At 66.6% G+C, this 12,383-nt stretch carries 11 protein-coding genes and 3 tRNA genes; 5 read left to right on the top strand and 9 right to left on the bottom strand.

Going from position 1 to position 12,383, the window contains the following annotated elements; all coding sequences use genetic code 11:
- The first annotated feature begins 46 nt into the window (after window positions 1-46).
- A complete protein-coding gene (locus AAHB17_RS02835) occupies window positions 47-2,101 on the top strand; it encodes an EAL domain-containing protein (RefSeq protein ID WP_342128947.1) in 2,055 nt (684 codons plus the stop codon).
- 58 nt (window positions 2,102-2,159) lie between these two features.
- Here the strand turns inward: AAHB17_RS02835 and AAHB17_RS02830 are convergent.
- The 9 genes from AAHB17_RS02830 to folC form a co-directional block, all read right to left on the bottom strand.
- Window positions 2,160-2,236 (bottom strand) — tRNA-Asp (locus AAHB17_RS02830).
- A gap of 53 nt (window positions 2,237-2,289) precedes the next feature.
- Window positions 2,290-2,365, bottom strand: a tRNA-Glu gene (locus AAHB17_RS02825).
- A gap of 94 nt (window positions 2,366-2,459) precedes the next feature.
- Window positions 2,460-2,535, bottom strand: a tRNA-Ala gene (locus AAHB17_RS02820).
- Between the two features lie 90 nt (window positions 2,536-2,625).
- Window positions 2,626-4,014 carry a glutamate--tRNA ligase gene (gltX, locus tag AAHB17_RS02815; RefSeq protein WP_342128946.1) on the bottom strand — a complete coding sequence of 463 codons (1,389 nt, stop codon included), beginning with the start codon at window positions 4,012-4,014 and terminating at the stop codon, window positions 2,626-2,628.
- A 1-nt stretch (window position 4,015) separates the two neighbouring features.
- Window positions 4,016-5,215 carry an O-succinylhomoserine sulfhydrylase gene (locus AAHB17_RS02810; RefSeq protein ID WP_342128945.1) on the bottom strand — a complete coding sequence of 400 codons (1,200 nt, stop codon included), beginning with the start codon at window positions 5,213-5,215 and terminating at the stop codon, window positions 4,016-4,018.
- Between the two features lie 3 nt (window positions 5,216-5,218).
- Window positions 5,219-6,724: an amidophosphoribosyltransferase gene (purF, locus tag AAHB17_RS02805; RefSeq protein WP_342128944.1), complete on the bottom strand. Its 1,506-nt coding sequence runs from the start codon at window positions 6,722-6,724 to the stop codon at window positions 5,219-5,221.
- Between the two features lie 10 nt (window positions 6,725-6,734).
- Window positions 6,735-7,220: a CvpA family protein gene (locus AAHB17_RS02800; RefSeq protein WP_342129073.1), complete on the bottom strand. Its 486-nt coding sequence runs from the start codon at window positions 7,218-7,220 to the stop codon at window positions 6,735-6,737.
- Between the two features lie 34 nt (window positions 7,221-7,254).
- Window positions 7,255-7,983, bottom strand: coding sequence for an SPOR domain-containing protein (locus AAHB17_RS02795; RefSeq protein ID WP_342128943.1), 729 nt, complete (start codon window positions 7,981-7,983; stop codon window positions 7,255-7,257).
- A 30-nt stretch (window positions 7,984-8,013) separates the two neighbouring features.
- On the bottom strand, window positions 8,014-9,375 hold the full coding sequence (folC, locus tag AAHB17_RS02790; protein ID WP_342128942.1) for a bifunctional tetrahydrofolate synthase/dihydrofolate synthase: 1,362 nt from the start codon (window positions 9,373-9,375) through the stop codon (window positions 8,014-8,016).
- A 56-nt stretch (window positions 9,376-9,431) separates the two neighbouring features.
- Between folC and AAHB17_RS02785 the strand changes: the two genes are divergently transcribed.
- From AAHB17_RS02785 to AAHB17_RS02770, 4 genes are all read left to right on the top strand, one after another.
- Window positions 9,432-9,776 carry an ArsC family reductase gene (locus AAHB17_RS02785; RefSeq protein WP_342128941.1) on the top strand — a complete coding sequence of 115 codons (345 nt, stop codon included), beginning with the start codon at window positions 9,432-9,434 and terminating at the stop codon, window positions 9,774-9,776.
- A gap of 30 nt (window positions 9,777-9,806) precedes the next feature.
- Window positions 9,807-10,124: a pyrimidine/purine nucleoside phosphorylase gene (gene ppnP / locus AAHB17_RS02780; protein ID WP_342128940.1), complete on the top strand. Its 318-nt coding sequence runs from the start codon at window positions 9,807-9,809 to the stop codon at window positions 10,122-10,124.
- 14 nt (window positions 10,125-10,138) lie between these two features.
- A complete protein-coding gene (gene argG / locus AAHB17_RS02775) occupies window positions 10,139-11,479 on the top strand; it encodes an argininosuccinate synthase (protein ID WP_342128939.1) in 1,341 nt (446 codons plus the stop codon).
- Between the two features lie 189 nt (window positions 11,480-11,668).
- Window positions 11,669-12,379, top strand: coding sequence for a response regulator transcription factor (locus AAHB17_RS02770; RefSeq protein WP_342128938.1), 711 nt, complete (start codon window positions 11,669-11,671; stop codon window positions 12,377-12,379).
- Window positions 12,380-12,383 lie beyond the last annotated feature (4 nt).

The following is a 12,383-nucleotide window of genomic DNA, read 5'->3' as shown; positions in this document are numbered from 1 at the left end:
TGCTATGTTGTCCCCACCCGCGACACACGCGGGCAGGGAGAACAGCATGAGCTGGCTGGAATTGATCCGTTTCGAACTGGGGCCCATCCCCATGTTCATGTGGCAGTACGCGGCGGTCCTGGGGCTGCTGGCCTTGATCCTGGTGGTGACGCGCCCGCTGCGCATCACGCCACGGCAGGCCGGCTGGATGTACAGCGTCGTCCTGGGCCTCAGCGGCTACGCCATCAGCGCGCTGCTCCACCTCTACCTGCCCCCACCGTCCAGCGCGCCCATCCGCTACGACCTGCTGTTTCTCGCGGGCATGCTGGGCGGCTGGCGAGGTGGCGCCCTGGCTTATGTGCTGATTTATGGTGCCCGCCTGCAGTGGGCCGGCAGCGTGCAGGCGGTCTACACCGCGATCGACATGGCCATCGTGACCCTGGGCGGCGTGTGGGCCCACCGGTGGTACGTCGACCTGGAACTCGCCGACGTGACGGTGCGCCGCGTGCTGTGGATCTGGGCGCTGCGATCGGTGACCCTGATCCTGTCCGGGCTGGCGCTGCTGGGCCTGCACCAGCTGCCCAAGGATTGGGTGCCGTTCGAACTCCTTCCTTACAAAAACTCGCTGGGCTCCCTGGTGCGCAAGACCCTCATGGCCGGGCCGGCCCTGTTGTTCCTCGGCGGTGTGTTCGCCATGTTCAAGCTCGACGCCCAGGACCGCCGGCGCCAGCAAAACGACTGGCTCAACAGCCGCAAGGACTCGCTGACCCAGTTGCCCAACCGGCGCGCGCTGAGCGAGCACCTGGACCGCCATGTCCGCCGGGCTGCGCCCAAGCAGGTGGCGCTGCTCAGCATCAGCGTCAGCAACCACACGCAGATGCTGCTCTCGCAGGGACACGAATGGAGCGAGCGTTTTTTACAGCGGCTGTCGGGCGCGGTGCACGAGGAACCTCTGGTGGAACTGCTTCAGCCCTTTGGTGCGCGTGCGTTCCAGTTCACCGACCTGAGCCTGGTGCTGGTCCTGCAGGGCACGACGGTGTCGGCGCTGGAGCAGTCGGGCCTGGCCCACCGCATCCATCAAGGGCTCAACATGAGACTGCAAGACCTCGCCACCTCGGGCGCGGTGCCGGTGCTGACCGTGACGGTGGCCAACTGCGACCTGCGTTGCCACGCCGACGCCGCCACCGCATTGCGCGATCTGGCCTTGTACCTGCAGGCCCAGGGCAACGATGCGCGCAACGTGCAGTTCCTGCACACCAGTTTCGCCCACGCCGCCCGCCGCGAGCTGCAACTGCTGGCCCAGCTGGGCGAGTGGATAGACACCGGCACGCCACCATTGGCCTACATGCCCAAGTGCGATTTGTGCACCCGCGAGGTGCTGGGGGCCGAGGCGCTGCTGCGCTGCCACGACGATCAGGGTGCGCTGGTGCCACCCGGGCAGGTGCTGGCCCTGGCCGTCCGGCACAAGCTGCTGGCCGCGTTCGAATGGAGCACCATCGAGCGTGCTTGCCGCGACGCGCAACGCTGGGTCAGCACGGGTCACGCTTGTCCGCTGTCGGTCAACATCTCCAGCGCCTCCATGGTGACGGCCCACTTTGCCCTGCGCCTGCGCGACCTGATGGACCACCACGCCCTGCCGCGCGCTGCCATCGTGCTGGAATTGACGGAGTACGACCCCGTGCCCGACATCGATTCGGTCAGAGACAACGCCCGCGTGCTGAACGACAGCGGCATCCATCTCTCGCTTGATGACTTTGGCAGCGGCTACTCGGCGCTCACCGTGCTGGCGCGTTTCCAGTTCTCGGAACTCAAGGTCGACCACACCATGGTGGCGATGATCGGCAACCCCCGCATGCGCTCCGCGATCGAGCTCGCGCTCGAATCGGCGCGGCGCTACGGGACCACCTTTGTGGCCGAAGGTGTTGAAACGGAAGAGCAACTGCAGACCCTGTACCAGCTGGGGATCCGCCAGGGACAGGGACACCTGTTTTCGCGTGCGGTGCCCCTGGACGACATGATGGCCTTCGCCCGGGCGGCGCGCGTGGCGGCGATGCCACCGAACCCGCCCGCCACAGCCAGCAATGTGGGCACCCCGCCGCTGGGCGAGGTGTTTGCGCTGTGACAGGTCAAGCGAAAAACAAAAAGCCGTCGTGAACTTGCGTTCACAACGGCTTCGATTTTGGCGGAGTGGACGGGACTCGAACCCGCGACCCCCGGCGTGACAGGCCGGTATTCTAACCAACTGAACTACCACTCCTGGTAGGCAGCATTCGCCGGCCAACTTGCGTCAACCAACCAAGCGCTACAACTTGGCGACCCTACGGGGATTCGAACCCCGGTACTCACCGTGAAAGGGTGATGTCCTAGGCCTCTAGACGATAGGGTCAAAACCTTGGACTGTTTCCAGTATCTTCAAAAGTCTTGCAACTTCCGAAGCCTCGCATTCTAGCACGTTGAAACAACGATTCTCCGTGCTTTGTTGGTGGAGGTAAGCGGGATCGAACCGCTGACCTCTTGCATGCCATGCAAGCGCTCTCCCAGCTGAGCTATACCCCCAACAAGTCTGCTGTTTGCCAAACCGCTCCATCATTCAGTTTTCACCGTTTGACGTTGCATCCTAGCAAGCCTCAAATTATAGGGCAGTTTTCACGCCTTTTGCAAGCGCCCCAAAACTTTTTCGCGGATCTGCAATTCAAGCACCGCGTCGAGCGAAGGCGTCTGGGGGGTGCCCAGCACCAGCACGCGCACCGGCATCGCCAGTTGGGGCATCTTCAGGCCATGCGCGCCCAGCACCTGCTTGAGCACAGCGGCGATCGAGACCTTGTCCCACGGACACTGCGACAGCAACTCGGCCAACTGCGCGATCGCGGGTTTGACCACGTCGGTCACGTGTTGCGCCAAGTCCTCTGCCTTGGGCGTCACGTCGGCGTAGAAGGTGGCGGCCCAGTCCGCCAGCGCCACAGTGGTGTCGCAGCGGTCCTTGAACAGGCCGCAGATGCGGGGCAGGCGCTCGTCGGCCAGCAGCCCGCGCTGGGTCAGTTGCTCCGCCACCAACGGTGCCAGAGCGTCGTCGGCCATGGCCTTGAGGTGCTGGGCGTTGACCCAGCGCAGCTTGGCTTCGTCGAACTGGGCGGCGCTGCGGCCCAGGTGATCGAGGTTGAACCATTCGAGGAACTGCGCGCGGCTGAAGATCTCGTCGTCACCGTGGCTCCAACCCAGGCGGGCCAGGTAGTTCACCATGGCGTCGGGCAGGTAACCTTCGTCGCGGTACTGCGTCACGGGCTTGGCGCCGTTGCGCTTGCTCATCTTCTCGCCCTGCTCGTTGAGCACGGTGGGCAGGTGGGCGTAGACCGGCGGTTGCTGGCCCAACGCCTCGAAGATGTTGATCTGGCGCGGCGTGTTGTTGACGTGGTCGTCGCCACGGATCACGTGCGTGATGGCCATGTCGATGTCATCGACCACCACGCAGAAGTTGTAGGTGGGCGTGCCGTCGGGGCGCGCGATCACGAGGTCGTCGAGCTCTGCGTTGGCGATCTCGATGCGGCCCTTGACCTTGTCGTCCCAGGCCACCACACCGCCCTGCGGGTTCTTGAAGCGCAGCACCGGCTTGACACCCTCGGGTACCGGCGGCAGGACCTTGCCCGGCTCGGGCCGCCAGGTGCCGTCATAGCGCGGCTTTTCCTTGGCGGCCATCTGGCGCTCGCGCAAGGCGTCGAGCTCGGCCACGCTCATGTAGCAGGGGTAGACCAGGCCCTTGTCCACCATCTCGGCCAGCACCGCCTTGTAGCGGTCCATGCGCTGCATCTGGTAGAACGGCCCCTCGTCGTGGTCCAGGCCCAGCCACTTCATGCCTTCGATGATCACGTCCACCGCGGCCTGGCTGGAACGCTCCAGGTCGGTGTCTTCGATGCGCAGGATGAAGGTGCCACCGGTGGCACGCGCGAACGCCCACGGGTAGAGCGCCGAACGGATGTTGCCCAGGTGGATGAAACCGGTGGGCGACGGAGCGAAACGGGTGCGGACTTGGGTGGACATATCAGAGGGTGCGCAGGCCACGGTCGAGGTCGGCCGTGACGTCGTCAAAGTGTTCGAGGCCCACGGCCACGCGGATCAGCCCCTGCGTGACGCCGGCCGCCTGGCGTTGGGCCTCGGTGAGGCGACCGTGCGAGGTGCTGGCGGGGTGCGCCACCAGGGTCTTGGTGTCACCCAGGTTGGTGGACAGGGACAGCAGTTGCATGCTGTCGAGCACATGGAAGGCGCGTTTGCGCGCCTGGTCCGGGTCGGCGGCCTTGACGTCGAAGGACACCACCGCGCCACCCAGGCCCGATTGCTGGGCCAGGGCCAGCTCGTGCTGCGGGTGGCTGCTCAGGCCGGGGTAGTACACGCGGGCCACGGCCGGATGGTCCTGCAGCCACTGCGCCACGGCCTGGGCGCGTGCGGTCTGGGCCTTCATGCGGATGTCCAGCGTCTCCAGGCCCTTGAGCACGACCCAGGCGTTGAAGGGCGCGAGTGTCATGCCGCCGCTCTTGAGCACGGGCAGGAACTTCTCGGTCACCATCTGCTGGCTGGCGCACAGGGCGCCGGCCATCACACGGCCCTGGCCGTCCAGGTACTTGGTGCCCGAGTGCATGACGATGTCGGCACCGAACAACATGGGCTTTTGCAGCGCCGGCGTGGCGAAACAGTTGTCCACCGCCAGCAGCGCACCCGCGTTGTGGGCGATGTCGGCCAGGGCGCGGATGTCGCAGACCTCGGTCAGCGGGTTGGTGGGCGTCTCGGCGAACAGCAGCCGAGTGTTCGGCTTGACGGCGGCCTTCCAGGCGGCGATGTCGGTCTGCGGAACGAAGCTGGACTCGACACCGAACTTGGCCAGGTCGGAGCCGATGAGCTTGATGGTGGAGCCGAACATGGACTGCGAACACACCACGTGATCGCCGGCCTTGAGCAGGCCCAAACACATCATGAGGATGGCCGACATGCCCGAGGCGGTGGACATGCAGGCCTCGGCGCCCTCCATGGCCGCGAGGCGGCGCTCGAAGCTGGCCACCGTGGGGTTGCCGTAGCGGCCGTAGGTAAAGCCGTCCTCGTCACCGGCAAAACGCCGGGCCGAGACTTCGGCGCTGGGCTGGACGTAGCCGCTGGTCAGGTACAAGGCCTCGGAGTTCTCGCCGTACTGGGAGCGCTCGACGGCTTCGCGCACGGCGAGGGTGTCGGGGTGCAATCCGCTCTTCGCCATGGGTCAGCCTTCCTGGGAGTTGGGCAAGGCCAGGCGCGATGTGTCGTCCTCGCCCTCTTCGGTGCCGACGCGTTTTTCATTGAGGCGCACGATGTCGTCCGAGGTCACGTCGCCGGTGACGTAGACGCCGTCGAAACACGAGGCGTCGAAGCCGCTCAGCGCCGGATTCAGCGAACCGATGGCCTTCTTCATCGCGTCCACATCCTGGTAGATCAGCGCGTCGCAGCCGATGATCTGGCGGATCTCGTCGATGCTGCGGCCGTGCGCCACCAGCTCGCTTTTGGTCGGCATGTCGATGCCGTAGACGTTGGGGTAGCGCACCGGCGGCGCGGCGCTGGCCATGTAGACCTTGCGGGCACCGGCGTCGCGCGCCATCTGCACGATTTCCTTGGAGGTGGTGCCACGCACGATGGAGTCGTCCACCAGCAGCACGTTGCGGCCCTTGAACTCGCTGCCGATGACGTTGAGCTTCTGGCGCACCGACTTCTTGCGCACCGCCTGGCCCGGCATGATGAAGGTGCGGCCCACGTAGCGGTTCTTGACGAAACCTTCGCGGTACGGAATGCCCAACAGCTGGGCCAGCTGCATGGCGCTGGGGCGGCTGGATTCCGGAATCGGGATGACGACGTCGATCTCGTTGGGCGGCACGGTGGAGATCACCCGCTTGGCCAGTGTCTCGCCCATGTTGAGCCGGGCCTGGTAGACCGAGATCCCGTCCATCACCGAGTCTGGCCGCGCCAGGTAGACGAACTCGAACACGCAGGGGTAGTGCCGGGGCGCATCGGCGCACTGTTGGGTGCGCATCTGGCCGTCCAGCGACACGAACACCGCCTCACCAGGCGCCACGTCGCGCTCGAACGCAAAACCCGCGCCCTCCAGGGCCACCGATTCGCTGGCCACCATGAAGGCGCCCTCGGCGTTACGGCCGATGCACAGCGGGCGGATGCCGTAGGGGTCGCGGAAGGCCAGCAGGCCGTGGCCGGCGATCAGCGAGATCACGGCGTAGGAGCCTTTGATCCGCTTGTGCACCGCGTGCACGGCCTTGAACACGTCGTCGGCCTGCAGCGGCACACCGCGGGTGGCCTTCTCGATTTCGTGGGCCACCACGTTGAGCAGCACCTCGGAGTCGCTCTCGGTGTTGATGTGGCGGTGGTCGGTCTGGAACAGCTCGTGCTTGAGTGCGTGGGCGTTGGTCAGGTTGCCGTTGTGCACCAGCACCAGGCCAAAAGGGGCGTTCACGTAGAAGGGCTGGGCCTCTTCCTCGCTGAAGGCATTGCCCGCCGTGGGGTAACGCACCTGGCCCAGGCCGGTGTTGCCCGGCAGCGCGCGCATGTTGCGGGTGCGGAACACGTCGCGCACCATGCCCTTGGCCTTGTGCATGAAGAACTTGCGGTCCAACTGCGTGACGATGCCAGCGGCGTCCTGGCCGCGGTGCTGCAGCAGCAGCAAGGCGTCATAGATCAACTGATTGACGGGTGCGTTGTGAACAACGCCGACGATTCCACACATGGGAGGGTCCTCAGGGGATGTAGGTAACCAGGGGTTCGGGCAACAGGGGACGCAGGGTGTGCAGGGTGCTGCCCAGGGCGGAGGCACCGACCGACTCGCGCCAGGCCTCGGTTTCGCGCAGCGGTGTCATGACCACCACCAGTGCCACGCCGAGCAGCAGCACCGCGCCACGCAACAGACCGAACAGGGCGCCCAGCGTGCGGTCCACGGGTCGCAGGCCCACCGACTCGACCAGCTTCTTGACCAGCCAGGCCAGGAAACCGGCGGCGAAGGCCACGGCCACGAAAACCACCGCAAAGCCGGCCGCGTAACGCAAGGGTTCGGAGGCCCCTTTGAGCGGCAGCCATTCGGCGGCATCCACCGCCAGCCACTGGGCCAGCACAAAGGCGGCCACCCAACCCAGCACCGACAGCACTTCGTAGAGCAGGCCGCGCCAGGCGCCGATCACCACCGAGGCCAGCAGCACGATCAGCAGAACGATGTCGACGGTGGCGATGTTCATCACAAGCACTCGCGGGGCTGGCGCGTGCTCACAGCGTCAGGATGGCCGTGGGCAGGCCCAGGGCCTTGACCTTGGCCGCTGCCTTTTCGGCTTCGGCACGGTTGGCGTAGGGGCCGGTGCGCACGCGGATGCGCTCGCCCTCAGGCGTGTTGGCCACGTGGGTGTAGGTCTTGAGGCCGGCACGCTCCAGCTTGAGGCGCACTTCCTGGGCCCGGGCACGTTCGGCATAGGCGCCCACCTGGACCACGATGCGTTCGGCGGCCTTGTCGTCCAGCGCGGCCTGGGCGCGCGCCGCGTCGCTGGCCGTGTCGGCCTTGGGCGTGGGCTTGGCCTCGGGTTTGGCGTCCGGCTTGGGGTCGGGCTTGTGTTCCGCTTTCGCCTCGGCCTTCACCTCGGGCTTGGTGTCGGGTTTGTGTTCGGCCTTGGGCTCCCCTTTTGGCGCCTCCGGCTTGTGCTCGACGGGGGTGCCGCTGGCCACCACCTGTTCGCGCTCGCCCAGACTGTCCTTGAGGCTGGCGGGGGCATCGGGCTTGGCGGGCACCACCAGTGGCTTGGTGTTCTGGCGTGCCGGAATTTCGATGGGAATATCCACCGCGATGGGGCGCGGCTGGGTGTCGAAAATCAGGGGGAAACCGACCACGCCCACCAGCACCAGCACGGCGGCGCCGATGAGGCGGTGGCGCGCCCGGCGGCGCACGGCCTCCAGGGACTCGGGAGCAACGGCAGCGCCCTGGCTGGCAGATCGTGACTTGAACATGGCGTGTTGGCCGCAGGTCGGCGCTGAGGATCAGGCCGCGAGGTGCGGGGCCGACAGCCGCGGCACGCCCGCTTGCAAGACCCCACCGACGGTGAAGAAGGACCCAAAGACCACGATTCTATCAGCCGGGTCGGCCTGCGCCACGGCCGCGTCCAGGGCCTGCTGGGGGCCGCCGTGGGTGGACACCGGCACGTTTTTGCCCTTGGCCAGGCCGGCTTCGTTCCAGGCGGTGGCCAGGTGGGCGGCCGTGGCGGCGCGCGGTGTGGGCAGGTCGCAGAAGTACCAGCGGTCGATCAGCGGCGCCACCCGCGCGAGCATGGGGGCGAGGTCCTTGTCGGCCATGGCGCCAAACACCGCGTGGGTGGTCGGGTAGAAGCCCATGGCGTCCAGGTTTTCGGCCAGCGCCGCCACCGAGTGCGGGTTGTGCGCCACGTCCAGCACCAGCGCTGGCTGCCCCGGCACGATCTGGAAACGGCCCGGCAGATCGACCATGGCCAGGCCGTTGCGCACCGCCTGGGCCGTGACCGGCAGGCGCGGACGCAGGGCTTCGAGCGCGGCCAGCACGCCCGAGGCGTTGACCAACTGGTTGGCGCCGCGCAGCGCCGGGTAGGCCAGGCCGGCGTAGCGGCGCCCGCCGTGGCTGGGGTGCATGGCCCAGCCCCACTGCTGGCGGTCGCCAGCGAAGTGGAAGTCGGTGCCGATGCGCCACAGCGGCGCGTCGATCTCGCGCGCCCGGTCGACGATGCTCTGCGGTGGCATTGGGTCGCTCAGCACCACCGGGCGGCCGGTGCGCATGATGCCGGCCTTCTCGTAGCCAATGGCCTCACGGTCGGCGCCCAGCAGGTCGGTGTGGTCGAGGTCGATGCTGGTGATCACAGCGCAGTCGGCATCCACGATGTTGACGGCGTCCAGGCGCCCGCCCAGGCCCACCTCCAGCACCACCACGTCCAGCGGCTGGCGCGACAGGGTGAGCAGGATGGCCAGGGTGGTGAATTCGAAATAGGTCAGCACGATGGGCTCGCCCGACAGACGGGCCCGCTCCACGTCGGCAAAGGCCGGCAGCAGCTCGGCCGTGGCGATGGCCTGGCCCAGCAGGCGGCAGCGCTCCTCGAAGTGCACCAGGTGCGGCGAGGTGTAGACGCCGGTGCGGTAGCCGGCCTGCTGGCAGATGGCCTCCAGCATGGCGCAGGTGGAACCCTTGCCATTGGTGCCGGCCACGGTGATGACCGGGGCCTCGAAGCGCAGGCCGGCGCCGCCGTTGAGCCGTTGCGCCACGGCGCGCACGCGGTCCAGCCCAAGGATGATGCCGTGCTGGCCCTTGGGGTGTTGGCGTTCGCAGTGGGCCAGCCAGTCGGCCAGGGTGTCGGGAAGCGGTGCGGCAGCGGATGTCATCCCCCGATTTTCGCAGGCTGGCAACCGCCCTGCCGGATGCCGGACAATCCCTGTCCATGATCACCCTCTACGGCATCCCCAACTGCGACACCGTGAAGAAGGCCCGCACCTGGCTGGTGGAACACGGCGTCGAACACGTTTTTCACGATTTCAAGAAGCAGGGTGTGCCCGAAGCCGCCCTGGACCACTGGCTGGCCAGCGCCGGCTGGGAGCGTGTGCTCAACCGCAAGGGCACGACCTGGCGCAAGCTGGACGAGGCGACGCGGGCCACGGTCACCGATGGCACCAGCGCCAAGTCCCTGATGCTGGCCCAGCCCAGCGTCATCAAACGCCCGGTGGTGCAGTGGGCCGACGCGGTGACGGTGGGCTTCAGCGCCGAGGACTGGCGGGCCAGAATCTAAAATGCTGGATTTTTCAGCCCACTCAAGCCCATGACCACCACCACCCTCGACGGCGTGTCCGTCAACACCCAGGCCAGCGTCTACTTCGACGGCAAGTGCGTCAGCCACGGCGTCACCTTCGCCGACGGCACCAAGAAGTCGGTCGGCGTGGTGCTGCCCGCCACCCTGACCTTCAACACCGGCGCGCCCGAGATCATGGAGTGTGTGGCCGGCGGCTGCGAGTACAAGCTCAAGGGCAGCGACACCTGGCTCAGGTCGGGCCCCGGCGACAAGTTCAGCATCCCGGGCAACTCCAGCTTCGACATCCGGGTGACCGAGGCCTACCACTACATCTGCCACTTCGGCTGAAAAGCGACCACCACATGGCCACCATCCTGCAAAACCTGCCCAAGGGGCAAAAAGTCGGCATCGCCTTCTCGGGCGGCCTGGACACCTCCGCCGCCCTGCTGTGGATGAAGCAAAAGGGCGCCGTGCCCTATGCCTACACCGCCAACCTGGGCCAGCCCGACGAGTCGGACTACGACGAAATCCCGCGCAAGGCCGTGGCCTATGGCGCCGAGAAAGCCCGCCTGATCGACTGCCGCACCCAGCTGGCGCACGAAGGCATCGCCGCCATCCAGTGTGGCGCCTTCCACATCAGCACCGGCGGCATCACCTACTTCAACACCACCCCGCTGGGCCGCGCCGTGACCGGCACCATGCTGGTGGCGGCCATGAAGGAAGACGACGTCAACATCTGGGGCGACGGCAGCACCTTCAAGGGCAACGACATCGAGCGTTTCTACCGCTACGGCCTGCTGACCAACCCCAGCCTGAAGATCTACAAGCCCTGGCTGGACCAGCAGTTCATCGACGAACTGGGCGGGCGCGCCGAAATGAGCGCCTTCATGACGGCCAATGGCTTTGGCTACAAGATGAGCGCCGAGAAGGCCTACAGCACCGACAGCAACATGCTGGGCGCCACCCACGAGGCCAAGGACCTGGAGCTGCTGAGCAGTGGCATCCGCATCGTCAACCCCATCATGGGCGTGGCGTTCTGGAAGCCCGAGGTGGACGTGAAGGCCGAAGAGGTGACCGTGCGCTTCGAGGAAGGCCAGCCTGTCGCCCTCAACGGCGAGAGCTTCAGCGACCCGGTGGCCCTGTTCCTCAAGGCCAACGAAATCGGCGGGCGCCACGGCCTGGGCATGAGCGACCAGATCGAGAACCGCATCATCGAGGCCAAGAGCCGCGGCATCTACGAAGCCCCGGGCATGGCGCTGCTGCACATCGCCTACGAGCGCCTGGTCACCGGCATCCACAACGAAGACACCATCGAGCAATACCGCATGGGCGGCCTGCGCCTGGGCCGCCTGCTCTACCAGGGCCGCTGGTTCGACCCGCAGGCCATCATGCTGCGCGAGACCGCCCAGCGCTGGGTGGCGCGCGCCGTGACCGGCGAGGTGACGCTGGAGCTGCGCCGTGGCAACGACTACAGCATCCTCAACACCGACAGCCCCAACCTGACCTACGCGCCCGAGCGCCTGTCGATGGAAAAGGTGGAGGACGCGCCCTTCTCGCCGCTGGACCGCATCGGCCAGCTCACCATGCGCAACCTGGACATCACCGACACCCGCGCCAAGCTGGGCATCTACGCCCACAGCGGCCTGCTGTCGCTGGGCGAAGGCGCCAACATGCTGAGCCTGGAAGGCGACAAGAAGAAGTGAAGCCCCGTGCTTCGGCCTGAACACAAACGGACGCCTGGGCGTCCGTTTTTTTTGGTCGCACACCCTTCGTCGGGTGAGGCCCTGTCGATCGGCTGCGGAATTTACATAAATTGACCTTTGTGCTAAAAAAATCGCAGCGTGCGCACGGATCGACTGGATCCGCAGCGGCCACCACAGGGAGACAGTCGGATGCGCATCGCCACCTTGGACGACGACGAAGGTCAGCTGGAGCTGACGAAATACGCCCTCAAGGCCATGGGCCACGAATGCCACACCTTCACGACGGTGCGGCAGTTCCAGAAAATGCTGCTGCGCGAGACCTTCGACCTGCTGGTGGTCGACTGGGTCTTGCCCGACGGGGTCGGGCCCGACGTGGTGCGCTGGGTGCGCCAGCATGTCAAGGAAGCGGTGCCCATCCTGTTCGTCACCAGCCGCCAGGACGAGGCGGCCATCATCGAGGGCCTGAGCGCGGGAGCCGATGACTTCATGGTCAAGCCGGTGCGGGTGGGCGAACTCAATGCCCGGGTGAAGGCGCTGCTGCGGCGCAGCTACGCGGACCACGCCCCCGAAGCACTGAGCTGGGGCCCCTACCGCTTCCTGGTCGACCGCAATGCCGTGGAAATCGACAACCAGCCGGTCACGCTGACCAAAAAGGAGTTCGAGCTGGCCTTGTTCATGTTCCGCAACACCGGCCGGCTGCTGTCACGGGCCCACCTGCTCGAATCGATCTGGTCGCCGGAGCATGCCGATTCCCAGGAACTGCCGAGCCGCACGCTGGACACCCACATCTCGCGCCTGCGCTCGGTGCTGGGGCTGCAGCCCGAACGGGGCTACAAACTGGTGTCGGTCTACCGCCAGGGCTACCGGCTGGAGGCCTTGAGCGACCAGGCCGCCAGCTGAAAGT

Origin of the sequence: Hydrogenophaga sp. OTU3427 (genome assembly GCF_038440225.1) — a bacterium.
Taxonomy (GTDB): domain Bacteria; phylum Pseudomonadota; class Gammaproteobacteria; order Burkholderiales; family Burkholderiaceae_C; genus Hydrogenophaga.
This window is presented reverse-complemented; position numbering and strand designations above follow the sequence as displayed.

Bases quoted from the DNA above. Each gene is read 5' to 3' on its own strand.
- AAHB17_RS02795 (WP_342128943.1), bottom strand. From the start codon at position 7,983: ATGTTCAAGTCACGATCTGCCAGCCAGGGCGCTGCCGTTGCTCCCGAG.
- AAHB17_RS02785 (WP_342128941.1), top strand. From the start codon at position 9,432: ATGATCACCCTCTACGGCATCCCCAACTGCGACACCGTGAAGAAGGCC.
- purF (WP_342128944.1), bottom strand. From the start codon at position 6,724: ATGTGTGGAATCGTCGGCGTTGTTCACAACGCACCCGTCAATCAGTTG.
- ppnP (WP_342128940.1), top strand. From the start codon at position 9,807: ATGACCACCACCACCCTCGACGGCGTGTCCGTCAACACCCAGGCCAGC.
- AAHB17_RS02835 (WP_342128947.1), top strand. From the start codon at position 47: ATGAGCTGGCTGGAATTGATCCGTTTCGAACTGGGGCCCATCCCCATG.
- argG (WP_342128939.1), top strand. From the start codon at position 10,139: ATGGCCACCATCCTGCAAAACCTGCCCAAGGGGCAAAAAGTCGGCATC.
- folC (WP_342128942.1), bottom strand. From the start codon at position 9,375: ATGACATCCGCTGCCGCACCGCTTCCCGACACCCTGGCCGACTGGCTG.
- AAHB17_RS02810 (WP_342128945.1), bottom strand. From the start codon at position 5,215: ATGGCGAAGAGCGGATTGCACCCCGACACCCTCGCCGTGCGCGAAGCC.
- gltX (WP_342128946.1), bottom strand. From the start codon at position 4,014: ATGTCCACCCAAGTCCGCACCCGTTTCGCTCCGTCGCCCACCGGTTTC.
- AAHB17_RS02770 (WP_342128938.1), top strand. From the start codon at position 11,669: ATGCGCATCGCCACCTTGGACGACGACGAAGGTCAGCTGGAGCTGACG.